The organism is Sporosarcina gallistercoris, assembly GCF_014836415.1.
Lineage (GTDB): Bacteria > Bacillota > Bacilli > Bacillales_A > Planococcaceae > Sporosarcina > Sporosarcina gallistercoris.
Map to the genome: position 1 here is coordinate 101,607 of NZ_JACSQY010000001.1, position 23,218 is coordinate 124,824.

The 23,218-nt window shown below is 43.2% G+C and carries 29 protein-coding genes; 11 read left to right on the top strand and 18 right to left on the bottom strand.

The features are described from left to right. Nucleotides 1-101: 101 nt before the first annotated feature. Nucleotides 102-344, top strand: coding sequence for a DUF2626 domain-containing protein (locus H9659_RS00550; protein WP_040286609.1), 243 nt, complete (start codon nucleotides 102-104; stop codon nucleotides 342-344). Between the two features lie 30 nt (nucleotides 345-374). Here H9659_RS00550 and H9659_RS00555 read toward each other — a convergent pair whose 3' ends face one another. Beyond that, nucleotides 375-1,010 (bottom strand): MBL fold metallo-hydrolase, encoded by a 636-nt coding sequence (locus H9659_RS00555; protein WP_191687982.1) that lies wholly within the window; start codon nucleotides 1,008-1,010, stop codon nucleotides 375-377. Nucleotides 1,011-1,171: 161 nt separating this feature from the next. Here H9659_RS00555 and H9659_RS00560 point away from each other — a divergent pair, with 161 nt between their 5' ends. After that, nucleotides 1,172-1,351 (top strand): DUF2759 domain-containing protein, encoded by a 180-nt coding sequence (locus H9659_RS00560; RefSeq protein ID WP_025784750.1) that lies wholly within the window; start codon nucleotides 1,172-1,174, stop codon nucleotides 1,349-1,351. A 98-nt stretch (nucleotides 1,352-1,449) separates the two neighbouring features. Here H9659_RS00560 and H9659_RS00565 read toward each other — a convergent pair whose 3' ends face one another. From H9659_RS00565 to rpmG, 4 genes are all read right to left on the bottom strand, one after another. Further along, nucleotides 1,450-3,354, bottom strand: coding sequence for an LTA synthase family protein (locus H9659_RS00565; protein WP_191687983.1), 1,905 nt, complete (start codon nucleotides 3,352-3,354; stop codon nucleotides 1,450-1,452). 117 nt (nucleotides 3,355-3,471) lie between these two features. Further along, the gene (locus H9659_RS00570) at nucleotides 3,472-3,678 is read right to left on the bottom strand and encodes a YqgQ family protein (protein ID WP_191687984.1); all 207 of its coding nucleotides are present in this window, start codon (nucleotides 3,676-3,678) and stop codon (nucleotides 3,472-3,474) included. Continuing rightward, nucleotides 3,660-4,232 carry a 5-formyltetrahydrofolate cyclo-ligase gene (locus H9659_RS00575; protein ID WP_191687985.1) on the bottom strand — a complete coding sequence of 191 codons (573 nt, stop codon included), beginning with the start codon at nucleotides 4,230-4,232 and terminating at the stop codon, nucleotides 3,660-3,662. The genes H9659_RS00570 and H9659_RS00575 overlap by 19 nt, the downstream gene beginning before the upstream one ends. 62 nt (nucleotides 4,233-4,294) lie before the next feature. Then, nucleotides 4,295-4,444, bottom strand: coding sequence for a 50S ribosomal protein L33 (rpmG, locus tag H9659_RS00580; RefSeq protein ID WP_191687986.1), 150 nt, complete (start codon nucleotides 4,442-4,444; stop codon nucleotides 4,295-4,297). Nucleotides 4,445-4,613: 169 nt separating this feature from the next. On the opposite strand from rpmG, the gene H9659_RS00585 reads away from it, so the two are divergent. Continuing rightward, nucleotides 4,614-4,973 (top strand): hypothetical protein, encoded by a 360-nt coding sequence (locus H9659_RS00585; RefSeq protein WP_191687987.1) that lies wholly within the window; start codon nucleotides 4,614-4,616, stop codon nucleotides 4,971-4,973. Beyond that, the gene (locus H9659_RS00590) at nucleotides 4,970-5,416 is read left to right on the top strand and encodes an MltG/YceG/YrrL family protein (RefSeq protein WP_191687988.1); all 447 of its coding nucleotides are present in this window, start codon (nucleotides 4,970-4,972) and stop codon (nucleotides 5,414-5,416) included. The genes H9659_RS00585 and H9659_RS00590 overlap by 4 nt, the downstream gene beginning before the upstream one ends. A gap of 45 nt (nucleotides 5,417-5,461) precedes the next feature. Here the strand turns inward: H9659_RS00590 and H9659_RS00595 are convergent, their stop codons facing one another. From H9659_RS00595 to H9659_RS00610, 4 genes are all read right to left on the bottom strand, one after another. Further along, complete coding sequence (locus H9659_RS00595; protein WP_318240666.1) at nucleotides 5,462-7,651, bottom strand: peptidoglycan D,D-transpeptidase FtsI family protein; 2,190 nt, start codon at nucleotides 7,649-7,651, stop codon at nucleotides 5,462-5,464. A 106-nt stretch (nucleotides 7,652-7,757) separates the two neighbouring features. After that, nucleotides 7,758-8,366 (bottom strand): superoxide dismutase SodA, encoded by a 609-nt coding sequence (gene sodA, locus H9659_RS00600; RefSeq protein WP_191687990.1) that lies wholly within the window; start codon nucleotides 8,364-8,366, stop codon nucleotides 7,758-7,760. 84 nt (nucleotides 8,367-8,450) lie between these two features. Continuing rightward, nucleotides 8,451-8,933, bottom strand: a complete 483-nt coding sequence (locus H9659_RS00605; protein ID WP_191687991.1) for a DUF456 domain-containing protein — start codon at nucleotides 8,931-8,933, stop codon at nucleotides 8,451-8,453. A 16-nt stretch (nucleotides 8,934-8,949) separates the two neighbouring features. After that, on the bottom strand, nucleotides 8,950-10,581 hold the full coding sequence (locus H9659_RS00610; RefSeq protein WP_191687992.1) for a Na/Pi cotransporter family protein: 1,632 nt from the start codon (nucleotides 10,579-10,581) through the stop codon (nucleotides 8,950-8,952). Between the two features lie 197 nt (nucleotides 10,582-10,778). Here H9659_RS00610 and H9659_RS00615 point away from each other — a divergent pair, with 197 nt between their 5' ends. From H9659_RS00615 to H9659_RS00630, 4 genes are all read left to right on the top strand, one after another. After that, nucleotides 10,779-11,300 carry a DUF1189 family protein gene (locus H9659_RS00615; RefSeq protein ID WP_191687993.1) on the top strand — a complete coding sequence of 174 codons (522 nt, stop codon included), beginning with the start codon at nucleotides 10,779-10,781 and terminating at the stop codon, nucleotides 11,298-11,300. A 43-nt stretch (nucleotides 11,301-11,343) separates the two neighbouring features. Further along, a complete protein-coding gene (locus tag H9659_RS00620; protein ID WP_191687994.1) occupies nucleotides 11,344-11,679 on the top strand; it encodes a hypothetical protein in 336 nt (111 codons plus the stop codon). 92 nt (nucleotides 11,680-11,771) lie between these two features. Beyond that, nucleotides 11,772-12,896, top strand: coding sequence for a flavodoxin-dependent (E)-4-hydroxy-3-methylbut-2-enyl-diphosphate synthase (ispG, locus tag H9659_RS00625; protein WP_318240667.1), 1,125 nt, complete (start codon nucleotides 11,772-11,774; stop codon nucleotides 12,894-12,896). After that, nucleotides 12,893-13,477 carry a 5' nucleotidase, NT5C type gene (locus H9659_RS00630; RefSeq protein ID WP_191687995.1) on the top strand — a complete coding sequence of 195 codons (585 nt, stop codon included), beginning with the start codon at nucleotides 12,893-12,895 and terminating at the stop codon, nucleotides 13,475-13,477. Before ispG ends, H9659_RS00630 begins: the two co-directional genes overlap by 4 nt. 42 nt (nucleotides 13,478-13,519) lie before the next feature. Here H9659_RS00630 and H9659_RS00635 read toward each other — a convergent pair whose 3' ends face one another. From H9659_RS00635 to H9659_RS00645, 3 genes are read right to left on the bottom strand one after another with little or no spacing between them, the layout of a single operon-like run. Then, entirely contained in the window at nucleotides 13,520-13,930 is a 411-nt protein-coding gene (locus H9659_RS00635; protein WP_191687996.1) for a Fur family transcriptional regulator, read from the bottom strand. After that, nucleotides 13,927-14,790, bottom strand: coding sequence for a metal ABC transporter permease (locus tag H9659_RS00640; protein WP_191687997.1), 864 nt, complete (start codon nucleotides 14,788-14,790; stop codon nucleotides 13,927-13,929). Before H9659_RS00640 ends, H9659_RS00635 begins: the two co-directional genes overlap by 4 nt. Then, the gene (locus H9659_RS00645) at nucleotides 14,783-15,556 is read right to left on the bottom strand and encodes a metal ABC transporter ATP-binding protein (RefSeq protein ID WP_191687998.1); all 774 of its coding nucleotides are present in this window, start codon (nucleotides 15,554-15,556) and stop codon (nucleotides 14,783-14,785) included. Before H9659_RS00645 ends, H9659_RS00640 begins: the two co-directional genes overlap by 8 nt. Nucleotides 15,557-15,655: 99 nt before the next feature. Between H9659_RS00645 and H9659_RS00650 the strand changes: the two genes are divergently transcribed. Beyond that, the gene (locus tag H9659_RS00650) at nucleotides 15,656-15,904 is read left to right on the top strand and encodes a hypothetical protein (RefSeq protein WP_191687999.1); all 249 of its coding nucleotides are present in this window, start codon (nucleotides 15,656-15,658) and stop codon (nucleotides 15,902-15,904) included. Nucleotides 15,905-15,992: 88 nt separating this feature from the next. Here H9659_RS00650 and H9659_RS00655 read toward each other — a convergent pair whose 3' ends face one another. Both H9659_RS00655 and H9659_RS00660 read right to left on the bottom strand, forming a co-directional pair. After that, nucleotides 15,993-16,907 (bottom strand): deoxyribonuclease IV, encoded by a 915-nt coding sequence (locus H9659_RS00655; protein WP_191688501.1) that lies wholly within the window; start codon nucleotides 16,905-16,907, stop codon nucleotides 15,993-15,995. 11 nt (nucleotides 16,908-16,918) lie between these two features. Next, nucleotides 16,919-18,214 (bottom strand): DEAD/DEAH box helicase, encoded by a 1,296-nt coding sequence (locus H9659_RS00660; protein ID WP_191688000.1) that lies wholly within the window; start codon nucleotides 18,212-18,214, stop codon nucleotides 16,919-16,921. Between the two features lie 111 nt (nucleotides 18,215-18,325). Here H9659_RS00660 and vrrA point away from each other — a divergent pair, with 111 nt between their 5' ends. Both vrrA and H9659_RS00670 read left to right on the top strand, forming a co-directional pair. Beyond that, entirely contained in the window at nucleotides 18,326-18,805 is a 480-nt protein-coding gene (gene vrrA, locus H9659_RS00665; protein ID WP_191688001.1) for a VrrA/YqfQ family protein, read from the top strand. A 66-nt stretch (nucleotides 18,806-18,871) separates the two neighbouring features. Next, nucleotides 18,872-19,843 carry a 4-hydroxy-3-methylbut-2-enyl diphosphate reductase gene (locus H9659_RS00670; protein WP_191688002.1) on the top strand — a complete coding sequence of 324 codons (972 nt, stop codon included), beginning with the start codon at nucleotides 18,872-18,874 and terminating at the stop codon, nucleotides 19,841-19,843. 34 nt (nucleotides 19,844-19,877) lie between these two features. On the opposite strand, the gene H9659_RS00675 is transcribed toward H9659_RS00670, so the two are convergent. The 4 genes from H9659_RS00675 to H9659_RS00690 form a co-directional block, all read right to left on the bottom strand. After that, nucleotides 19,878-20,687, bottom strand: coding sequence for a Nif3-like dinuclear metal center hexameric protein (locus H9659_RS00675; protein WP_191688003.1), 810 nt, complete (start codon nucleotides 20,685-20,687; stop codon nucleotides 19,878-19,880). Then, nucleotides 20,684-21,382, bottom strand: coding sequence for a tRNA (adenine(22)-N(1))-methyltransferase (locus H9659_RS00680; protein WP_191688004.1), 699 nt, complete (start codon nucleotides 21,380-21,382; stop codon nucleotides 20,684-20,686). Before H9659_RS00680 ends, H9659_RS00675 begins: the two co-directional genes overlap by 4 nt. Nucleotides 21,383-21,525: 143 nt before the next feature. Next, nucleotides 21,526-21,900: a cytochrome c550 gene (gene cccA / locus H9659_RS00685; protein WP_191688005.1), complete on the bottom strand. Its 375-nt coding sequence runs from the start codon at nucleotides 21,898-21,900 to the stop codon at nucleotides 21,526-21,528. 145 nt (nucleotides 21,901-22,045) lie between these two features. Further along, complete coding sequence (locus H9659_RS00690) at nucleotides 22,046-23,188, bottom strand: acyl-CoA dehydrogenase family protein (protein WP_191688006.1); 1,143 nt, start codon at nucleotides 23,186-23,188, stop codon at nucleotides 22,046-22,048. Between the last annotated feature and the right edge of the window lie 30 nt (nucleotides 23,189-23,218).

Consider the following 23,218-nt stretch of genomic DNA (forward strand, 5'->3'; position numbering starts at 1 on the left):
GATCTGTCACAACGAGTCCTTTACTTTGAGTTTACTTTTGTCATCACTATCCTATATAATAGAGAGGAGTTTATTGTATTGTTGTAAGGAGGGACGCACTTATGGATAATATGTTCAAGCTGTGTGGTTTCTGGACAGGGATTTTCGCAGTTATGTTTTTTGTTGGTCACATGGACCAAGTCGCACTTCTATTTGTTGCTAGTACTATTTTCTTCATGTTGCTCGGCTACATGAAACTTACTGAAAGAATGTACTTGTATATGTTCGGCGCGTACTTAATGATATTTACAGTCGGATTCACGTACTATGCTACATTCATTCACGTACCAGGAGCAGGACACTAAAAGTAAAACAGCCGAATTTCGGCTGTTTTTTTAAAATCCATTTAGAAACGGATTCGAATCCATCTCATCTTTAGGAGTTGTTTTTGGTCCGTGACCTGGATAGACTTTGTAGTCATCGTCCAAAGACAGCAGCTGTTGTTCAATCACTGTCAGCAGCTGATGCGTATTCCCTCCTGGCAGGTCTGTACGTCCAATGCCTTGACGGAATAACGTGTCTCCGACAACAACGAAGCGATTCTCATGAAAGACGTAGCTTACGCTTCCTGGAGAATGACCTGGCGTGTGACGGACTTCAAATTCAAAGGGGCCGAGCCGCATCACACCATCACGTTCAATGACGTGATCAGCAAGTCCGCATACGACTGGCGTTAACATTGGGTATTTCGCAGATCCATTCAACTCCGGGTTGCGTAACCAAAGATTCTCGTCTTTGTGTATGTAGACTGGAATGCCATATTGCTTACGAATCGGCTCAAGCGCACCAATATGGTCAAAGTGCGCATGGGTCAACAAGATCGCTAGCGGCTTCAGATCCGCTGATTCGATTACTTCTTCAATTTTTTCAGGCTGTTCTCCTGGATCGACTATCAGGCAATTACGGTTGTTATCGCTTATTAAATAACAATTTGCTTGTATAGGTCCTAGCGGCAATGTTTTAATTTTCATAGGAATCGCCTCCTCCTCTTTATAGTACGGAATCTTCGAAAAGATTTCAAACAATCGTCACGTTTACTGCTCGACAAACCGTCATTGAAACAGTACAATAGAAGGTGAGTATTGCTAACTAGGCATTCATCTGTTCTTTTTTGAAAGGAGTGTCATCATTTATGAATCTTTTAATGGTTATTTTTGGTCTTATTGCAATTTTAGCTGTAGTTGGAACCGTGCAAGGATTCAAAGAGCGTAACTTGCTCAGTATCGTCTTCAACCTATTGGCAGCCGTAATTTTTGGTGGCTTTACAATTGCAACAATTGTTTTCCAAGGCTATCCACCTTCACTGCATTAATATCAAAAAAACGTCTTTTGCCTAAGTGCAAAAGACGTTTTTTCTTTCGGTAAAAGTAAGAAAAACCCGATCGTGCTCAGACACGATCGGGTTTTCCTTTATTGTTTACCTTTGATTTCTGTATCCGCTTCTTGATGATCGCTTTGTCCATCTTTAAATCGCAATAAGTCTCCATTGATAATCGTATCGGAGTACTCAAGTTCCTTATTAGCCCGTTCTATATAAGGCGCACAAAGCTCTCCATCAGTCGGTTCTCCAGTTTCAGCATCATAACAGACTTCATGTGCGTAGACATATTTATCAGTTACGAATCTGCCGTCTCTAAAGATGACAAAATCTTCATGTTCCTTCGAAAACAAATCAGAACCGAACTGCATATCTTCTTTCGTATCGATTCCTGCTAAGTTCAATACCGTTGGTCGGATATCCATTTGACCTCCAAGTTCATGCATCACTTTCCCTTTCCCGTTACCAGGAATGTGAATGAAGAACGGAACTTTTTGAAGCTCAGTATTATCAAAAGGAGTAAGCTCTTTGTTTAAATACATGCTCATTGCTTTATTGTGATTTTCTGAAATACCATAGTGATCCCCATACATCACAATAATGGAATTATCATAGAGACCATTCTTTTTCAATTCTTCGAAAAATACTTTGATCGATTCATCCAAGTAACGAGATGTCTGGAAATACTTATTCAATGTTTTCGAATTTGAAGTATATGCAGGAATCAGCATATCCTCATCATCCAAATCGAATGGGTGGTGGTTTGTCAATGTCAACAGACGTGAAGAGAATGGTTGAGGCATCTCTTTCATCATCTGTACAGACTGTTCAAAATATGGGATATCTTTCATTCCCCAGTTTACAGCCTGACCTTCTCCAATGGAATAGCTCTCCACATCATAGAACTTTTCAATACCGAGCGCTTTGTACATAATGTCCCGGTTCCAGAAGCTTCGATTATTCGCATGCATGACGTTAGTGAAATAACCATTATCAGCAAGTTTCTCTGACATCGAATCGAACGTGTTTCCACTATGTGTAAAGAACACAGCACTGCCATTCCGAGGATAGATCGAGTTTTCTACGATGAACTCAGCATCGGACGTTTTTCCAAGCCCCGTCTGATGATAGAAATTATCGAAGTAGAATGTATCCTTGTCTTTTGTCAACTCGTTCAGGAATGGTGTAATGACATGACCATCCATTTCCTGATTAATAACAAAACTTTGAAGGGATTCAAGCGAAATCGTAATTATGTTACGACCTTTGGCATCTTCAAACATATCTATACTCGGTTCTTTATGATTCGCATGTACATAGTTCTCTACTTCCGAAAGCTCACTTCCATCAGCAAGTACTCGCTGGGCATGGGACTTCGACTGAATGATCAAATCATAAATGTGATAGTTATAAGTGCCAATGTTTTTCACAAGTAATTCACGGTCAAAGCTTCGTGTCAATAATTGTGGGCGTTCCGCTTCAGCAAGACCTAAGTTCACCATGAACAAGGCCGCAGTTGCGATGAAGTAAATTCGACGACCCATTTTAAATTGACGTACCGTCTCAGTTGACTGAGGAATGAATTTCACAGCAAGAACCACAATAATTACATCAGTGAAGAAGAAAATATCAGTTCCGTGAATGTTTGCCATCACAGATGAAGATAAGTCTCCAAAGTTATTAGTTTGGAAGAGAGTCGGAATTGTGATGAAGTCACTGAAGAAACGATAGAAAACCGCATTCGCAAACATTACAATAGATGTCAACACGCTCACAGTAATCAGGTAGGCATTACGGCGCTTCGTTGTTTTGATAAATAGCGCCACTCCATAAACTAATAATAAGAAACTGAGGGGGTTTATGAAGAGGATCAGTTGTTGAATCATATTGTCGATACTCATATTGAAGCTTGTCAAATAGCCGAAGTAGGTCGTTAGCCAGGTTGCAAGTACTGCAATCAATAGTATCGAGTGTTTCGGCCAGTTAAATCTGGTCATATCATCTCTTCCTTTCTAAATCGTAAACAGGCATCTAACTTATTATAACGTATCAGGACTTACATAAGTTTCACTTTTACCTGATTTCATCGGAATAATCGACCGACTTCCAGCAGTTTACACACACTTCGAAAGCTCATTCCGTATGAGTAATGATGCACTGATATAATCTTCTTTCATAATAAGCCTATCATCATATAAATCCTTCAGTTCGGACTGCATGAGCAGTAAATCCGCTCTTCTGTCACCCGTATAGATATATGCTCCAAAACGCTTCATCAGTCTTATGACATCCCAAAATTCAGTTAATCCTGATTGTTGCATTGATATTCACGCTCTTCTGTAATTATTTTTCCGACAGGTAAATCATGGTTTTCAATCGGTACTTCGTCGGCAAGCTGCAGTTCAAAAGCAAGAGATAGTGTCGTTCCGGAAAAATCCTCAAGATAACGATCGTAATAGCCGCCTCCATAACCTATGCGATATCCATCCATAGTGAATACAACACCCGGGACGATGACTAAATCTATATCTTTTTTCCAAACAGGCTCTGTAGTCAAGGGATCCGGTTCTTGTAGATCCAAGTAAACGGTCTCCAATTGTTCGTACGAAGTGATCTTTCTAAATACCATGGTTTTATCTTTCGTATTACATTTCGGGACGACAACGTTTTTTCCTGCCGCCCAGCAAGCTTCAATAATCTTTCTTGTTTCAACTTCTGTCGAACGCGCGACTGTAATCGCCAAGGTTTCTGCTTCTTTGAACTCTGCAGTTCCAAGTAACCGCTTATGGATACGATCCGACTTCTCTATATATTCATTCGTAGACATTTTTTTTAATTTCATTAAATGATCTTTTCTCAACAAATCTTTCCTCATTTACTTTCTTCCCTTCTTTTTGAAAGAAAAAACCAAAACCACAAAGGTTTTGGCATGAGCAATTATTTCGTTTCACGGTGAAGCGTTTGCTTCATTTCACGTGAGCAATATTTTTTCATTTCAAGACGTTCTGGATTGTTACGCTTGTTTTTCTTTGTGATATAGTTACGCTCACCACAATCTGTGCAAGCAAGTGTAATATTTACGCGCATTGTTGTCCCTCCCACTCATCAGCGATAGTAGAGTATTTATGAGCATGATTTATACGACTGTTCTATTGTATCATAAATCCAATGATTGTCTAGCGGGAAATCTAAATTCCCTAATTCGTTTTTGATATGGTACGATTAAATAAACTTACTAACCAAGGAGGGGGCAATTGTGTCACTGCCTATTACCCTTATGATTATAGGGATTGCTGCATTGATCGTTTCTATCTTTGTCGGATCTAAACAAACCAATGCTAATGAGATTGAACAAGTTTCAATCAGCTTACATCAAGAAACTAGTCATTTGAAACAACGTTTAAAAGCACTTGAAGAGGAATTGATGTTGGAGCCTGCGCCAATGAATCAGTCCATTCGAGCAACAGAGACAGCCAAACCGGTACATTCGATTATTGTAAGTCAGATTACTGCGCTTCACGGACAAGGATATTCAGTTGAGGAAATTTCCACTCGCTCTTCCCTTCCGACAGATCAGGTACGTTCTGTGCTGCGCTCGAAAGGTGTACACATATGATTCGTCAACTGCTCCAACTAATCGGTGTTGCATTCTTAACAGCAGGCGCTGTGTTACATTTCGCTAATGAACCCTCATCAAATGAGAACGCAGGCAATGCTTCTAAAGACGCTCAAATCTCAGAGCTTAAGCAGCAATTAGCGGAGGTAAAAGAAGTGTTAGCGGATGCACAGCAACCCTCTCAAGTTGCTGAAGAAACTCCTAAAGACCCGGATAAATCAGAAAAGGTTATTAAAATGATCCTTATCCTCTCTTCTGGCGACACTTCTAAAGATGCATCCGATTCCCTAGAAAAATCAGGAATCATTCAAAGCGCCAAAGAATTTGAAGGTTATCTAACAAAGAACAATCTTTCCGGTAAAATACAGATCGGGAAGCATGAAGTAGACTCTTCCATGGATTTCGCAGCTCTCGCCAAAGAGCTGACAACCGTAAAGCAATAACAAAAAAGACAAGCTCGGATACCTTGAGCTTGTCTTTTTTTGTTCTCAATTCTCTTTTTTAGCGCCAGCTTTTTCATCTACAGGCGGCTGAATAGTCGGTGTTTCAGTAGAGAAGATTTCAGCCTCAGCCCGTTTTTTCTTCAGCGCAAAGTATTCTTTCACTGCCGCTTGGGCAATGTCGTTGTTCGGGTGGGGTGGATTATTATATGTTGACACGTGCGGCACAATGACTGAATAGGCAATCTCCGGATTCTCATAAGGCGCAAAGCCTACATGGGTGACGGAAACTGTTTGAGTTCCCCAAAGAGATCGATCGTCCCCTTCGTAATAACCAGCTTGAGCCGTACCAGTTTTACCGGCCGCATCGAACTCTTCACCTTTGAACAAGTTATAAGCTGTTCCCTTCGGTTGATAGTACGTATAATACATTCCTTTTTTGACCCTCTCGATTTCCTCTTCCGTATTGTCGATACGATTAAGCACCAATGGATCTTTTTGTTCCAGAAGAGCTCCAAATTCCTTTCCATCCGGGGATGGTTCATACACAGCCTTCAAGACATGAGGTGCGATTCTATACCCGCCATTTGCCACAGCAGATACATATTGAGCAAGTTGCAACGGCGTATACGTGTCGTACTGTCCAATTGCTAAATCGAGTAATTTACCCGGTTCTTTACGGTTCGGCTCCGGTGAAGATCCTGACACTTCTCCCGGCAAGTCAATGCCTGTTTTAGTACCAAGTCCGAATGAAGCATATCCATCCCTCATTTTCGTAAACGCGTCAAAGTCGATTTTCAGGTTTCCTCCCTTGACATAATTGTAGTTGGCAATGCTCATCGCAATCTTGAACATATATACGTTAGACGAACGACCTAATGCTTCCACGTCATTAATGGCAACTCGTGAATTTTGGTTGAAGAGTGAAGCTTTGCGTTGCTTACCAACAAAGATAGGTTCGTCTATTTTTGTTTCACCTAATCGAATTGCATTATACTTATAACCCGTCAGCATCGTTGCTAATTTAACCGTCGATCCAACTTCGTATGACGTGCTGAATGCGCCGAATGTATAGTCTTGGACCGTTAGTTTGCCTGTGTCTTTGTCTTTGACAATCCGCTTGCCGACCATGGAAAGGACTTCGCCTGTATTAGGGTCCATCATTACTAGAAATGCACGATCCAAAAACTGGGATCCATCCATACGCTTCGCTTTCAACAAATTGTCTTCCACGATTTTCTCCAAGTGTGATTGCAGTTCCGTATCCAATGTCAACATCAGATCTTTTCCAGGTTCACCCTCCCGTACCGTTTTGGTTTCTACGACTTTGCCCGTTCTATCCTTAATATTTTTCACGACCGTCTTCTGGCCCTTTAGTAAATCCTCATAATATTGCTCAATATAACTCTTTCCTACACGGTCATTGCGTGAATAACCACGTGCTAAGAAGTAATCGAGATCCGATTTAGGTATTCCTTCAAGCGGACTAGTTGTCGTTCCCAGTATCGCGCTGTCTGACATCTTGACGCGTTCCCAGTCCGTTGTCGTATTGACACCAGGGAGTGACGACAACTGTTCTGACACCGTAGCAAATTCACTATCGGTTACATCTTCACTTTTAACAATTTGAGGTGTGTATGCATATCCAGACATCATTTCCCGATAGATTGCGAGAACTTCGAGCTCACTCTCTGTAAATGAGTCCAGCTCTTCGTCTGTTATCCGGTCACGCGTCAATTTTGTGATTCGCTGTTGCACTTCTTTTTTTGTCAGGGATTCGTCGTTCTGAAGCGCCAGCAATTCCTTCTTCGTCACTTTCTCCAGTGCCTCTTCAGGATGCAGTAGAATCCAAAAATCTTTTTTGTCGCCTAGCGTGATACGTGTCGTCGGTTTCTCTATTAACTTCGCAAGCTTTTTAGCTGTTTTCAGCATTTCTTCGGAAGTTGTAGAAGTCGTTTTCGTGTATGTAATGGCATTTCGCGGTTCGTTATCTACAAGAAGATGCCCACTGCGGTCAAAAATCCTACCTCTTGGTACACTTGTGTTCACTGCGATTTCTTCAGTACGTTCTAACTCACGTTTATATTCTTCCCCTTTAACAATTTGCAAATAACCTAATCGGAAAATTAGCATCGAAAACAATACGAATATAGAAAAGAATAAAAAGTTCATTCTGAAGGAAGTCAATTTGCGTTGGCGTACTTTTGCTTGATCGACTTTACGCTGGTTTTTCCTCACGTCTTCCCCCTCTTTCATTAGGTGCATATCAAATGAATTATAGCATTAAAAAAATAAAAAGCACACATCTTGACGAACAAGATGTGTGCTTGGTTGCATCAATCACTTACTTATTTTCTGTGTAATGCTTTTGTACTTCATCCCAGTTCACTACATTCCAGAATGCGGAAATGTAATCAGGACGACGGTTCTGGTAATTCAAGTAATACGCATGCTCCCAAACGTCTAGTCCAAGAAGTGGAGTCTTGCCTTCCATCAATGGGCTGTCCTGGTTCGGTGTAGACATGACTGAAAGTTCGCCGTTATCAAGAACGAGCCAAGCCCATCCAGAACCAAAGCGAGTTTTTGCAGCATTCGCAAACTCTTCTTTGAAATTGTCCAAGCTTCCGAACTTCTTGTCAATCGCTTCAGCTAGAGTACCAGTTGGAGCTCCGCCACCATTAGGCGAAAGAAGTGTCCAGAATAGGGAATGGTTCGCATGGCCTCCACCATTATTGCGAACTGCAGTACGGATATTTTCAGGAACTGCATTTAAATCCGAAATCAGTTCTTCTACAGATTTCGCAGCGAGATCAGCATGTCCTTCCAACGCATTATTCACATTAGTCACGTACGTATTATGATGCTTTGTATGGTGGATCTCCATCGTTTCTTTGTCGATGTGCGGTTCTAGTGCATCATATGCATAAGGCAATTCAGGTAATTTATAAGCCATTTCCAATTCCTCCTTGAATGATTGAATTCTTTCCTACTCTTAAAGGGTATCAAACTTCCTATAAGCATTCAATTATCTTGTCTTTTAGGTGACAAAGAAGATGAAAATGCCAATCATGATGATCATTACGACAGCTTTGACAACCACTGAGGTGAGAAAGCCTATCAACGAACCTACACCAGAACGCAGGGCTTGTTTAAACCCGGCGCGCGTAACGAGCAGCTCAGCTATGACAGCGCCGAGGAAAGGCCCGATCAAAATACCTGCGACAGGAATGACAAAAGGGCCGAAAATCAGACCGATAGTACTTCCCCACCCTCCTGCATTCGAGCCTCCGAACCGTTTAATGCCGAAAAGATTCGCCAGGGTATCGGCTCCGAACAGTAAAATGGTGAAAAGAAGCTGGATGATCCAAAACAGCCATCCCATCGAACTGAATGTATCGATTAGACCATAAAGCAAAAAGCCTCCGTTTATAAAAAGGACTGAAGGGATTACCGGATAGATCAGCCCTATAAAAGCAACAACAAAAAACATAATCGCTACAATCCATGCAACCCATTCCATCCGGTCCCCTCCTCTCTTATGCCCGTTTTCCTAACACAGCTTCTGCAATATTTACAGCATGGTCTCCGATACGCTCCAAGTTAGATACGATATCGACAAAAACAATCCCCGCTTGAGCAGTACAGCTGCCTTCATTCAACCGGATTATATGGCTTTTCCTGCATTTGCGCTCCATTTTGTCGATCAATTCTTCTTGTTTAGCGACTGTGCGTGCCAGTTCCCAATCATTCGTATCCAGAGAATCCACTGCTTTTTGTACGGTTCCAATAGTCAATGCAAACATTTCCGATAATTCTTCCATCGCATCTTCGGAAAGCTTGACTTTGTTCACTTCTCTGAAGTCAATAAGTTCAATGATGTTTTCGAAGTGATCGCCGATTCGCTCGATGTCCCGGACTGTATCCATCAACATGACGTGACGTACGGATTCAACTGGCGAAATATTAACAGCAGAAATCTCAACTAGGTAATCCGTGATTTTACGGTCCAGATTGTTGATGGCATCTTCTATTTGGTACGCAGTCTCTGCATGGTTTTTCTTGCTGCTCTTCAAGTATTCGAATGTTTGTTCCAATCCTTGGACAGCAAACGAACCCATACGAATGATTTCTTCTTTTGCTTGTCCGATTGCAACCGCTGGAGACTGAGTGATGAAATGTGGGTCCAGATGTTTCGGTTTATATTCAATCGTCACATCTTCTCCAGGAATCAGTTTCGTCACAAAATACGCCCATGCACCAATCAGCGGAAATTGAATAATCGTGTTGACAACATTAAATGAACCATGCGCGAACGCAATCTGCATTTTCTTATCTAGTGAAAGTGCATTCGTAATCCATTCCACATAGGCGGTAAAAGGAACGAGTAGAATCATGAATATTACAGCTCCGACAATATTGAACAAAACATGAGTGGCAGCCGCTCTGCGGGCAGCAACAGATGCACCGATTGCCGCTAAAATGGCTGTAATCGTAGTTCCGATATTATCACCAAACAAAACAGGCAATGCAGCCTTCAAATCGATCAGATTTTCTGCATACAATCCTTGCAGAATCCCTACAGTTGCACTGGAGCTCTGAACGATTAAGGTGAACACTGTACCCGCAACCACTCCGAGCATCGGGTGGTCCGCCATGGAAACGGTCAAATCGGTAAACGACTCAAGTGACCGTAAAGGTTTCATCCCGTCACTCATGAGCTCGAGCCCTAGGAACAACCCACCAAACCCGAAAACGACCTCACCGATATGTTTCACAGTCATTTTCTGAATGAAGAAAATCATGAATGCACCAACTGCCATGATCGGTAACGCATAAGCCCCAACATCCAGACCTATGATGAATGCGGTAACGGTTGTACCGATATTGGCACCCATAATAACACCGATCGCTTGCCTCAGTTTCATGAAGCCTGCACTCACGAGTCCAACCGTAATAACTGTCGTACCTGAACTGGACTGTATGAGAACCGTTACTATAATACCGACTAGCACACCCATGAACGGGTTCGTTGTAAAACGATCCAGAATGGAACGCAGTCTATCTCCAGCTACTTTCTGAAGACCGTCCCCCATGTATTTAATGGCGAAAAGAAAAATACCGAGCCCGCCAAGAAATTGAAACGCCACTTCCTGCCAATTAATCTCCATGTAATGCGCAACCTCCAATAACGATATGTATACCCTCCTATTATTGTCGCCGAGATCCCATATGTAAATAGACAACGGTCAATCTTTACAATCCCTTAACATTTGATACGCTAAACTGCATGCAGTTGTGACAATTCCTACCCAATTGCATGCTACCGATGATAAACTAGCGGTATAACTAGAAAGGAGTCGTCAGCTTGAAATACTCTCAATTGTTCCTTGCATCCATTCACGAGCCCAAAAAACTCGCAGCTTTCCGATTGCTCCCAATAGGGAAAGTGTTTCAATACGTATTTCTATTTGTAATTTTTTCGACACTGGTATCCTTTATTCGTTTCCTGGTGGGAGACATCGATTTGTTCGGATCCTCACAGGAACTGATCGAATACGCGGAGACTGTCGGCGGCTTGCTTTACCCAATGGCCTTTATCCTTCAGCTTGTCATCAGTACGTTCTATTTATTCATCCGGGTCAGTTTCTTCGGACTAATCGGGCTTGGGATACTTAAACTTTTCAAGCGCCGCGGAGAATACAGACATATGTGGCGTACATCAGCAATCTCGATTACTGTGCCTATTTTAGTTTCTTTAATTCTTGATATCGTCCATGTCGGAAATTCTTTCAACTTCCCGATAACTGCCGCTCTCCACATTGTCTATTTACTCTTAGCTGCAAACTACTATCCGAAACAACCACAAGCTAAAATCAGTCGTGCATAATTGTCTCTCTTCCCGCATATTGTGAGCGAAGGGAGGCTTTCTCATGAGACTACTAATCACCGCACTCGCCGTATTCGCACTTATTCATATGCTGAAAAGTGATTTGACAGAAGGCACGATCCAACTTGCAGCCTTCGCTTCAGATGCGCCCGCGTGCCAAAACGTGGACAAGCCTGTGTCGATTGTCGTCACAACGGTACAAGGCGATACAATCGAATCACTTTTCGCACTCTATCCGGATCCCAGTATCCCTTTCATTGACCGCTTGACTGTCTTTTATGAACTAAACCCTCATTTGCAACTTCAGGACATCGTAGGTGGTGAGCAGATTGAAATTCCACTTAGCAGTGAAACCGTCACATTTTGCTCAAAACAATAAGGTGCGGAGGGCAGTTCCTTGTCTTTTTAGCACAATGATTGATAAAATGTACAATAGTAAACAGTAGTAATTCGAAGTAAGGAGAGAAAATAATGACTGAAATGATACATCGATCCAACACTCGTCCTGTTAAAGTCGGGAATCTTACAATTGGAGGAAGCAACGAATTATTCATCCAAAGTATGACGACCACTAAAACGCATGACGTGGAAGCGACTGTTGCGGAGATTAAGCGTTTGGAAGAAGCCGGGGTACAGATTGTCCGTGTCGCTTGTCCGGATGAGCGCGCAGCCTATTCGATCGGCGCGATTAAAGCACAGATTAACATACCACTCGTTGTCGATATTCACTTTAACTATAAATTGGCACTCATCGCAATCGAACAAGGTGCAGACAAGATCCGTATTAACCCAGGCAACATCGGGAAACAATCAAAAGTGGAAGCTGTTGTCAATGCTGCCAAAGCAAAAGGGATTCCTATCCGGATCGGCGTTAACGCTGGATCTCTTGAGAAGAAAATCCTTGAGAAGTATGGATATCCTACAGCAGATGGTATGGTCGAAAGTGCACTGCATCACATTAAGATCCTTGAAGATCTTGATTTCCATGATATCATCGTGTCATTGAAAGCATCCGATGTGAACTTGGCAATCGAAGCCTACAAAAAAGCGGCAGCTGCATTCGATTACCCTCTTCACCTCGGTATTACTGAGTCCGGTACCCTCTTTACAGGTTCAATCAAGAGTTCTGCAGGTCTCGGTGCGTTACTATCAGCAGGGATCGGGAACACGATGCGTGTCTCGTTGAGTGCGGACCCTGTACAAGAAGTGAAAGTGGCGCGTGAGTTATTGAAAGTATTCGGCCTTTCATCGAACGCTGCTACCCTCATTTCATGCCCGACGTGTGGTCGTATCGAAATTGACTTGATATCGATTGCAAATGAAGTGGAAGAATACATTTCACACATCAAAGCACCGCTTAAAGTCGCGGTACTCGGCTGTGCGGTTAACGGTCCAGGTGAAGCACGAGAAGCGGATATAGGGATCGCAGGAGCTCGTGGAGAAGGTCTTCTCTTCATGCACGGAAAAACGGTGCGGAAAGTACCTGAAGAAACAATGGTCGAGGAATTGAAGATGGAAATCGATAAACTTGCGGAAGAGTATTTCGAGAAGAAGAGACAAGAAGAACTGCTTGAAGAAAGTGGCGCCTCCAAGTGAAAAAATATCGTTTCGGCATCGATATCGACGGAACGGTAACGACCCCTTCTTCTCTTCTTCCGCATATTAATAAGAAGTTCGGATGCGAGCTCGTTTTAGAGGATATTAAAGAGTATGATTTGACAACCGCATTCGATGTGGATCCTGCAGAGTTTTACAAGTGGTACAAAGAGGCCGAAGCAGAGATTTGTCTGACATCCGCTACACAAGAGCAAGCCAAACAATTTTTGATGGACTGGCAGAAACAGCAAGCAGAGCTTTACTACATCTCTGCCCGTGGATCTGAAGTGATGGATGCCACAATGGAATGGTTTGAACGTGAGCAACTCCCTTATGACCATGTCGAGCTGATCGGCAGTCATCGAAAAATTGAAACTGCACGTAAATTCGGTACAGACGTGTTTTTTGAAGACAAACACGATAACGCAGTCGATCTCCATGAAGAGCTCGACATTCCTGTTATTCTTTTTGATACTCCATATAATCGGGATCCCATTCCTAAAGGGGTTATCCGGGTCAATAACTGGAACGAGGCCAATGAGTGGATCCAACACAACTTCTTTACAACTTCAGTGAAATAGAAAAAGGAAAGGCTCCTGATATAGTAGGAGCCTTTCCTTTTTTCATTGGCATTGAGGACATTTTCCGTATACTTCGAACTTGTGTCCCTGTATTTCCACACCCGGAAGGTTAACTGCGATATGATCCATCGGGCAAGAAGGGATGTGTTTGGTTTTCCCGCAAACTGTACATATAAAGTGATGATGATGAACGCCTGGATCACAGTGCATCCGATATTGACGTTCCCCGTTCAAATCGGTTTCTTCCAGGATACCAAGCTTTGCAAACGTGGTTAAGTTTCTGTAAATTGTATCGAAGCTTACTCCAGGATTGTCTTTTTTCAGAAATTCACCGACGTCCATTGCAGCAGTGTATCCATCACGCTCTGCAAGAAACTCTAAAATCGCTTCTCTATTCTTCGTCCGTTTGAAAGAATGTTCCTTTAACGTATCCCATGCCTTTTCTACATTCACAGCACTTCCCCCTTTCTTCTCACAGTACTTTTCCCGGTCAACCGTTTACCCATTAACACGAATAGCAAAATGACAATGGCAGTCACTACAATTGTACCTCCTGGAGCAATATCCATGTGATAAGCAGCAAATAGTCCAGCAATCACGGATACTTCTCCAAACAGAATGGATAGCAACATGGCAGATTTAAAACTTTTCGCTATTTGAATTGCAGCCGCAACCGGAAGCGTCATAAGTGATGATACGAGTAGAATCCCCACAATCCGCATAGAAGCGCCGATTACTAATGCGGTAAGCACCATGAAGAACATTTGGATCCAACGCCCTTTGATACCCGATGCGTTTGAATAATCCGCGTCAAACGATAGCGTGAAGAGCTCTTTATAGAACAAATATATGAACACGAACACAGCGATCGCAAGAATGGCGACGACTAACAAATCTTGTCTGCTAACTGCAGATACCGAACCGAACAAATAGCCGACTAAATCCGCACCGAATCCTTTTGCAAGTGAAATGAAAATGGCACCGAATCCGATTCCTGCTGAGAGTATGATCGGAATCGCAAGCTCTTCAAAATTCCGATAAACCCTTCGCAAACGTTCGATAAGCAAAGAGCCGCCGACTGCGGCCGCCATGCCTAAATAGATCGGATTGAGCCCCGCGAAAAACAATACTTGCTGACTCAAATACAGGCTCCCCGCTATCCCAGCAAGGGAAACATGACTTAAAGCATCTGCTATCAAAGCGAGACGTCTCACAACAATGAAGAGGCCAAGCATTGGTGCAATCACACCGATAATCAGACCGGAGAAAAAAGCATTCTGCAGAAACTCATACGTGAATAATGCATCAATCATCGGAAGTGGCCCCTTCCTTCTGATGAATGAAACGGACGGAATGGCCATACCATCGTGATAAATCAGTATCATTCAGCTTCGCGAAATCTCTTCTCCCACCATGGAAATGCATCGTCCTGTTCAAACAAGCAACATGTGACGCAAGATCTGTTACAAGGTCAATTTCATGGGAGACTAGAATTATGGCTATGCCATTGTCACGATTCAATTTTTCAAGCATAGAATAGAAAGAAGCCGAGTTTTGCTGGTCCACTCCGACAGTCGGTTCGTCCATAATGAGCAGATCCGGCTTTGCTGCGAGTGCTCGTGAAATGAAGACGCGTTGCTGTTGTCCACCAGAAAGCTCACCGATATTACGATCAGCGAATTTTTCCATACCGACCTCATGAAGTGCGTTCATAGCAGCTTCTGTATCCTCTTTTGAAAAACGCTTGAACAATCCTGTTTTTTTTGTTAAGCCACTTCTTACAACTTCCAGAACAGTTGCCGGAAATCCGCTATTGAAAGAATTCGATTTTTGAGATACGTAACCAATCCGTTCTTTATGACTGACTGAAGAAATCGGCGAACCAAACAGTTCCACTGATCCCCTATCCGGTTTCAGCAATCCTAATAGAATTTTAATAAGCGTCGATTTACCAGATCCGTTCGGACCAATAAGTGCCCAGAACTCACCTGGTTGTACGGTTAAGGTGATGTCTTTCAACACAGGTGAGTTTCCATAATTAAAAGTTACATTCGTTAATTTCACTAGACTTTCTTGCATACAACCATCCTTCTATTAATAGTAATGATTACGATTCACTCAAATGATTATAAACCAAATGGCGCGGGCTTACAAATCTAAAGAAAGCTAGGTGACAAGTTGGATTACACACGATTGCTGCTGGAGATGAAAAAAAGAAGCGATGAAGAGATGTTGAAGATGTCTAAGTCCTATGGATTAGACTTCTCTGTCGAGGAGATCAGACTGTTAAGACCGTTGTTGGATGAGATTTCCATGCATTGGATCTTAACCGGGGTCCCTGAAAGTTTCATTTCAAAGGTGGAGAGGATTCTAGGTCAGAAACGAACCAATCAGCTGCTGGAAGATTACTTGAATATGCGTAAGTAGGAAAAGGCTGTCGAGCAGATCAGCCGCTCGACAGCCTTCTTCATTAACCGCAAGAAGTCTGGATTGTCTTGATAGGAAATTGAAACTCTTACCCAGACGTGGTAACGTTTTTCACTTCGTTCATTAATGCGTCACGGTATTTCGTGGTGAATTCTCCGCTTTTCAGCATCATAATTTCTTCTTTATAGGGTGCCGTTTTGTTTTTCTTGTCCGTTCCAATGAATGGTGTTTCCAGTATCTTCGGAACGTTCGAGAATGATGGATGATGAACAATATAGTGGAGTGGATCAAAACCGATATTGCCGAATCCGATGTTTTCGTGTCGGTCTTTTCCTGCCCCACAAACATTCTTACTGTCATTGACGTGGATCACAGAAATTCGGTCTCTGCCAATGAAGTGATCAAATTCTTCCAATACACCTTCGAAATCATTCACGATATCATACCCCGCATCATGCACGTGGCACGTATCAAAACAAATCGAAAGTCGATCGTTGTTTTCAACGCCATCGAAAATCCGCGCAAGTTCTTCAAAGCTTCTTCCACACTCAGTCCCTTTACCCGCCATGGTTTCCAAGGCAATCCGGACATCTGCGTCTTCCGAAAGAACTTCATTCAATCCTTCGATGATTTTGGCAATTCCTTTGTCTGTGCCTTCACCGACGTGCGCTCCAGGGTGCAAAACAATCTGATTTGCACCAAGAGCTGCCGTACGTCTTATTTCTTCTTGCAAAAAGTCGACGCCCAATCTGAACGTTTCGGGCTTTACCGTATTTGCGATGTTAATGATATAAGGAGCATGGACGACCATTGAGGATAGCCCGTTTTCTTTCATATGGGCTTGTCCTGCTGCAATGTTCAAGTCTTCAATTGCTTTACGACGCGTATTTTGCGGAGCTCCTGTATAGATCATGAATGTGGAAGCACCAAATTCGGCAGCATCCTTACTTGAACCAAGTAACATGTCTTTACCACTCATGGATACATGGGATCCGAGCAGAATAGGTTGTTCACTCATTTTTTCTTAGTCAATCTCCTTTCACGCTTCTTAAAACGATCCACTTCCTTAGCTCGCTTCTTTTTATATCCCGGTTTCACTTTTGTCGGTTTACGGATTAAAGAAGCAGCTTTCTTGTCGATATCGTCCTGTTCTTTCGGACGATTTCTTCTTGAATGACGCTCTTTCAGTTGGGACCATTCCCCATTTTTCACATCTTCGTGTACAAATGGGATCCCCATTTTCTCGATCTTTACGATCGCATCGTCTTCAGAAGGGTCAAATAATGTGATTGCGACCCCTTCTAATCCAGCCCGCGCCGTACGACCAACACGGTGAATATAGAATTCCAGATCTTCCGGAAGCTCATAGTTGATGACGTGACTTACACCAGGGATATCGATTCCGCGCGCAGCTAAGTCTGTAGCTACAATGAATTGATACTCCAAGTCACGGATTTGTTTCATCATGCGTGTACGTTCGCGAGCATTCAAATCACCATGGATTTTCCCGGTTTTAACACCTTGAGCAGCTAGATAACCCGCAAGTTCATCTGCATTTTGCTTTGTATTGGTGAATATGATTGCCAAATATGGATTGATCGCCTGGATGACGTTCAAGAGTTTCTTTTTGCGATCCATTCCTCGTACTGGAACGAGTGAATAATGCATGCCTTCTGTCAATGGCTTCTTCGTCCCGAGTTGAATATGAACCGGTGAGTCCATATACTTCGCAAGAAACGGCTTCAGCTTTTCCGGGATGGTCGCAGAGAAAACATACATCTCCAAGTCACTTGGCATTTTGCCTGCAAATTGGTCAATGTCTTCAATGAAGCCCATGTCAAACGCAAGGTCTGCTTCGTCGATGACGAGAATGCGGGCTGTATGAATGGCTAACGCTCCTGTGTCCGACATATCCCGGATACGTCCAGGTGTGCCGACAACTACATGAGGGTTGGATTTCAATTTATCAGCAGAACGTTTCTTATCTGTTCCGCCGATCAATAGGCTTGTGCGGACTTCTGAAGAAGCAGTCAGTTTTTTCAGTTCATCAAACAACTGAATAGCAAGCTCCCGTGTAGGTGCTGTAATCACCGCTTGAAGTTCATCCACATCTGTATTAACACGTTGGAGAATCGGAATCAGGAAGCTGTGGGACTTTCCTGTTCCTGTATGTGCTTGCCCGATTGCGCTTTGACCTTTTAAAACGAGCGGAATCATCTCCTTCTGGATGGGGGTTGGGCTTGTGAAGCCCATCTGTTCTATCGCTTCGCGAAGAAACGGTTTAAATTGGTAATCAGTATATCTAGACATGTTCGTGTCCTCCTATTCATTCGTTCATTGTAGCACGAAACTGTACCGCTGGTTGTTTTTTTCGCATAGGATACATTATAGACAAAGTACTCTTTGGGAAAGGAGATAATTATGAGATATCAATCTTTTTATCCATTTGCCAATCAGCAGCGGCAAGCTCCTGCTGGCCAGCAGATGTTTCGCGGAAACTTTCAGCAGGCAACCCCTTTTATGCAAGGACCTGCGACACCATTTTCACCTAATCAAGCAAATCAGCCGCCTTCCCCATTCGGAATGGATCCCGGGTTTGGCGGTCAGCAGCAAGCACAAGGCGGATCACCTGCAGGGGCTGGCCTCTCAAAACCAGAAATGTATATGGAAACCGCCAATCGCCTTATGACGACTGTGCAACAATATGCACCTATCATACAACAGTTTGCACCGATGATTCAAAATATACCTGCCATGTGGAAATTGTATCGCGGATTCCAATCCCTCCCGGATGCAGGGGTAGCAGGGGCATCTGCGGCAGCAACTGTTGCACGAGGAACAGCACCTGTCGCCTCGGGACCGTTGCCGTCTGTGCCTAAAGTGTTCCAGCCACCAATCTAAGATTTTGTACCTTTTGGCCATCTCCGCTATAATAGGGTTAGATCCCTTTAGAGGAGTGAGCTTAGAATGGAAGTATTGAAGATTTCCCCGCGTGGTTATTGTTACGGGGTCGTCGATGCAATGGTGATTGCTAGAAATGCGGCACTCGACGAATCATTGCCGAGACCGATTTATATATTGGGCATGATTGTACACAACAAGCATGTGACGGATGCGTTCGAGGAAGATGGCATCATCACTTTAGAAGGAAATAACCGTCTCGAGATTCTCAACCAAGTTGAAACAGGTACTGTAATATTCACAGCACACGGAGTCTCTCCTGAAGTACGTGAACTTGCGCGTAAAAAAGGGCTCGTTTCCATCGACGCTACGTGTCCTGACGTAACGGTCACCCATGACCTGATTCGCGAGAAGACGGCTGAAGGCTATGATATCATCTATATCGGCAAGGCACATCATCCGGAGCCTGAAGGTGCTCTTGGTGTTGCTCCTGGAAAGGTCCACTTAGTGGAAAATAGCGAGGATATCGAGCAGTTAACTCTTCATAACGACAAATTGCTTGTAACAAACCAGACAACTATGAGCCAATGGGATGTCGTCCATCTCATGGAAGACCTGAAAAAGAAATATCCTCACATCGAAGTGCACAAAGAAATTTGTATGGCGACTCAAGTTAGACAAGAGGCAGTTGCAGAGCAAGCGGGCGAAGCAGACTTGCTGATTGTAGTCGGTGATCCGAAGAGCAATAACTCCAATCGTTTGACACAAGTTTCTGTTGAAATTGCGAATACCCCTTCATATCGAATTTCAGATGTCTCTGAGATTGAGTTAAGTTGGTTGGAAGGAGTCGAACGCGTGGCTGTCACGGCAGGTGCATCCACTCCTACATTAATCGTTCGTGAAGTGATCGAATTCCTGACTAAATATGACCCTGCAGATCCATCCACTCATAGTGCAGAGCGGAAGTTTGACTTGAACCGATTATTACCGAAGATTAAAAACCCGACACCTGTTACTCGAATTGAACCGTATGTTTAAACCAGTAAATCCCCCAGCTTCACTGGGGGATTTTTTAAATAAAAGTAAACGGTTCTGTATTGATCCGGGATTGTAAAAAGGTCACATTGTAGTGACGCTCTTCACATGCGGCTGTCATATGTTCTGCGACCCCTTGGATCATCACTTTTTCAACGTTATGACCAGGGTCTACAACACATAAGTCGATCGCTTCGGCATCTTGAGCGACATGGTAATACAAATCACCAGTAACGAATACGTCAGCTCCAGCACGTTTAGCGGCATAGATATATTTGTTGCCATCTCCACCTAAAACACCCACTTTTCTTATCAGCCGGTTTTTATCCCCTACTATCCGAACTGCAGGCACCTCTAATTTCTCTTTCACATGAAGGGCAAACCGTTCAAGCGTCATACTGGAAGATAACAACCCTATTCTTCCTAACCCATACTCCTGCTCAGAATCACCAGAGGTACGCTCAATTATTTTCAATTCAGTGAGTCCTAGTTTTGCAGCTAGCAGATCATTCACCCCACCACTTGCAATGTCCAAGTTCGTGTGAGCAGCATAAACGGACAAATCGTTTTTAATGCATTTCTCAATCATTCGTCCTTGCGGTGTATCCGTTAAAATATGTTTTGCTGGTCTAAACAACGGGGGGTGGTGGGCGATGATAAGCGTGGCGCCTCGTTCAACCGCTTCATCGATAACCGCTTCATTCACATCTAACGTTACCAGGACTGTGTCGACCGGACGATTCAGTTGACCAATATGTAAACCGATGGGATCCCCTTCCATTGCTAACTTTTTCGGAGACCACTCTTCAAACAACTGGATGATTTCATGACCATTTACGTTCTTCATGACTTCAATCCCCTTTCAATCAATTCCTTCGTAGCACTCAATTGCTGACGTTTTGCTTTCGCCTCTTCAGATTGAGCAGAATGTGTCAGCACTTGTATCACACGTTCTATCTCATTTAGTTCTCCTTGCCATTTCTCTTGAAATACAGGAGAACATTCTTTAAGAAGAATCGGCCCCATTAGTAACTCTTCAGGATTGTAAGACTCCTCTCCTCGTTCTAGCACAAGAATCTCATAGATTTTGTGATCTTCTTTAAGGATCGCTTCATTCACGATTTTCCATGAATGGCTGACTGCCCAATCACGTATAGCCTTAGCATGTATATTCGGCTGGACAATAATTCGGTTCACTCCAGATAATCTTTCCAGATCATTCTCTAAAATCGTGGCAATTAAGGACCCGCCCATCCCGGCAATGCTCACATTTTCGACCCCATCCTCAGGCAAGATCGCTTGTAGCCCATTTGCGAGTCGTACAATGATTTTATCTGTTAACCCTTCCTTCGCAACATTCCGCTTGGCTGATTCAAAAGGACCTTTTACAACCTCACCCGCAATGGCTCGAGATATCTGGCCTTTTTGTATGAGCCAGCATGGTAAATAAGCATGGTCACTTCCGATATCTGCAAGGACAGTTCCTTGTTCAGCAAATGATGCGACCAGACGTAATCGCTCTGATAAATTTTTCGCGTTCACTATTTGTTCCACCTTTCAGCAGACGTACACACAACCGTCGACTTCTTCAATTCATCTTATCGAAAATGGGGATTTTTTGCACGCATCAAACAAAAGAGCAACCAGGCAGCGGAGTTCCGCCACTCTGATTGCTCTCCAGATTATTATTTTAGAGTTAGAATGTAATCGACCATCGCATCGATGTTCTCATCAGGGATGAGTCCACCAGGCATGCCGCCTTTACCATTCTTGATGATTTCGTGAAGCTCTTTAGCATCCTTATCTTCACCGTGAAGACTTGGACCAACAGCTCCTTCTAGATCTCCACCGTGACAACCGATACATTTTTGCTGAGCAACAGCTTCAGCATCGAATTCAGCAGATGCGCTTTCATCATCTTTCGCACCTTCTTCAGTTGCTTCGCCATCAGCATCGGCAATTTCTTTCTTCTGATCAATACCATAAAGGGACATGAAGAAAATGAGTCCGATACCTAGTGCGAAAATCAAAATATAAGGAACAACAGGATTTTTACTCAACGAACTTAACCTCCTTCACCAGAAACTATTCTGTAGTATATAGTGCACAACTCTTATTGTACTGTATTCCGGATAAAATCGAAAGACTTATCAATAGACTTTTCTCTTTTGTGACATTTTGGACATACTTTGTGAACTTTTTTCGTTAACACCCGATTTGCCGCGCAATGACCATATGTTGGACTTCAGAAGTTCCTTCTCCAATTTCCAATAACTTTGCATCCCGCATATATCGCTCTACTTCGTATTCACGCATATACCCGTAACCACCATGGATTTGAATGGCTTCGTCTGCCACTTCCATTGCAATCTCGGATGCGTATAATTTACACATCGCAGCCTCTTTTGTAAATGGCTTCCCTTCGTCTTTCAACCAAGCTGCCTTGTAGACCATATTTCTTGCCAGCTCAATTTTCAACGCCATATCCGCGAGTTTGAATTGTGTCACCTGGAACTCGGACAGCGACTTACCGAACTGTTTGCGCTCTTTTGCATATTGCATAGCTCGATCGTATGCCGCTTGAGCAATTCCAACTGCCATGGCTCCTATCCCGATCCGCCCGCCGTCTAATGTAACTAAGAATTGACGGAATCCGTTTCCTTTAGTTCCGAGGAGGTTCTCCTCAGGTACTTGTACATTCTCCATGACGAGTTCCGTCGTATTGGAAGCATGTAATCCCATCTTTTCATAGTTATCAATCACTTTGAATCCTTCTGCATCTGTAGGAACGATAATTGCACTAATTTCCTTTCCGCCTTTTTCCGTCTTGCCAGTTATAGCCGTCAACGCAAGATTTTTAGCGTAACTGGCATTTGTAATATACACTTTTGAACCGTTGATCGTATAGGTTCCATCTTCAAGCTTAGCGGTTGTTTGCGTACCCCCTGCGTCGGATCCAGCATTCGGTTCTGTCAACCCGAATGCACCAAATGATGTCCCTTCACAGATTGGCCGTAAATATTTCTGTTTTTGTTCTTCTGTTCCGAATAGGCTCAGAGGTGCCCCACCAAGCGAAATATGAGCAGAGTAGGTAATCCCTGTGGACGCACAAGCCCGGCTCAACTCTTCCGTCACGATAGCAAAACTGATTGTGTCTGCCCCTGCTCCCCCATACTCTTCTGAAAATGGAAGTCCCATCATTCCCATTTCAGAAAGTTGTTTAAAGATCTCTTCAGGAAACTCATTCGTTCGATCCCGCTCAATTGCACCTGGTGCGACAACTTCGTTAGCGAACTCTCGAATTGTCCGCTGTATCATTTGTTGTTCTGAAGTTAAATTGAAATCCATTATGACATCCCCTTTTTGTGAACGCTTACA

What these genes read in the sequence shown, in the direction of transcription:
- H9659_RS00550 (WP_040286609.1), top strand. Translation starts at nt 102, where the DNA reads ATGGATAATATGTTCAAGCTGTGTGGTTTCTGGACAGGGATTTTCGCA.
- H9659_RS00555 (WP_191687982.1), bottom strand. Translation starts at nt 1,010, where the DNA reads ATGAAAATTAAAACATTGCCGCTAGGACCTATACAAGCAAATTGTTAT.
- H9659_RS00560 (WP_025784750.1), top strand. Translation starts at nt 1,172, where the DNA reads ATGAATCTTTTAATGGTTATTTTTGGTCTTATTGCAATTTTAGCTGTA.
- H9659_RS00565 (WP_191687983.1), bottom strand. Translation starts at nt 3,354, where the DNA reads ATGACCAGATTTAACTGGCCGAAACACTCGATACTATTGATTGCAGTA.
- H9659_RS00570 (WP_191687984.1), bottom strand. Translation starts at nt 3,678, where the DNA reads ATGCAACAATCAGGATTAACTGAATTTTGGGATGTCATAAGACTGATG.
- H9659_RS00575 (WP_191687985.1), bottom strand. Translation starts at nt 4,232, where the DNA reads ATGAGGAAAGATTTGTTGAGAAAAGATCATTTAATGAAATTAAAAAAA.
- rpmG (WP_191687986.1), bottom strand. Translation starts at nt 4,444, where the DNA reads ATGCGCGTAAATATTACACTTGCTTGCACAGATTGTGGTGAGCGTAAC.
- H9659_RS00590 (WP_191687988.1), top strand. Translation starts at nt 4,970, where the DNA reads ATGATTCGTCAACTGCTCCAACTAATCGGTGTTGCATTCTTAACAGCA.
- sodA (WP_191687990.1), bottom strand. Translation starts at nt 8,366, where the DNA reads ATGGCTTATAAATTACCTGAATTGCCTTATGCATATGATGCACTAGAA.
- H9659_RS00605 (WP_191687991.1), bottom strand. Translation starts at nt 8,933, where the DNA reads ATGGAATGGGTTGCATGGATTGTAGCGATTATGTTTTTTGTTGTTGCT.
- H9659_RS00610 (WP_191687992.1), bottom strand. Translation starts at nt 10,581, where the DNA reads ATGGAGATTAATTGGCAGGAAGTGGCGTTTCAATTTCTTGGCGGGCTC.
- H9659_RS00620 (WP_191687994.1), top strand. Translation starts at nt 11,344, where the DNA reads ATGAGACTACTAATCACCGCACTCGCCGTATTCGCACTTATTCATATG.
- ispG (WP_318240667.1), top strand. Translation starts at nt 11,772, where the DNA reads ATGACTGAAATGATACATCGATCCAACACTCGTCCTGTTAAAGTCGGG.
- H9659_RS00640 (WP_191687997.1), bottom strand. Translation starts at nt 14,790, where the DNA reads ATGATTGATGCATTATTCACGTATGAGTTTCTGCAGAATGCTTTTTTC.
- H9659_RS00645 (WP_191687998.1), bottom strand. Translation starts at nt 15,556, where the DNA reads ATGCAAGAAAGTCTAGTGAAATTAACGAATGTAACTTTTAATTATGGA.
- H9659_RS00660 (WP_191688000.1), bottom strand. Translation starts at nt 18,214, where the DNA reads ATGTCTAGATATACTGATTACCAATTTAAACCGTTTCTTCGCGAAGCG.
- vrrA (WP_191688001.1), top strand. Translation starts at nt 18,326, where the DNA reads ATGAGATATCAATCTTTTTATCCATTTGCCAATCAGCAGCGGCAAGCT.
- H9659_RS00670 (WP_191688002.1), top strand. Translation starts at nt 18,872, where the DNA reads ATGGAAGTATTGAAGATTTCCCCGCGTGGTTATTGTTACGGGGTCGTC.
- H9659_RS00675 (WP_191688003.1), bottom strand. Translation starts at nt 20,687, where the DNA reads ATGAAGAACGTAAATGGTCATGAAATCATCCAGTTGTTTGAAGAGTGG.
- H9659_RS00690 (WP_191688006.1), bottom strand. Translation starts at nt 23,188, where the DNA reads ATGGATTTCAATTTAACTTCAGAACAACAAATGATACAGCGGACAATT.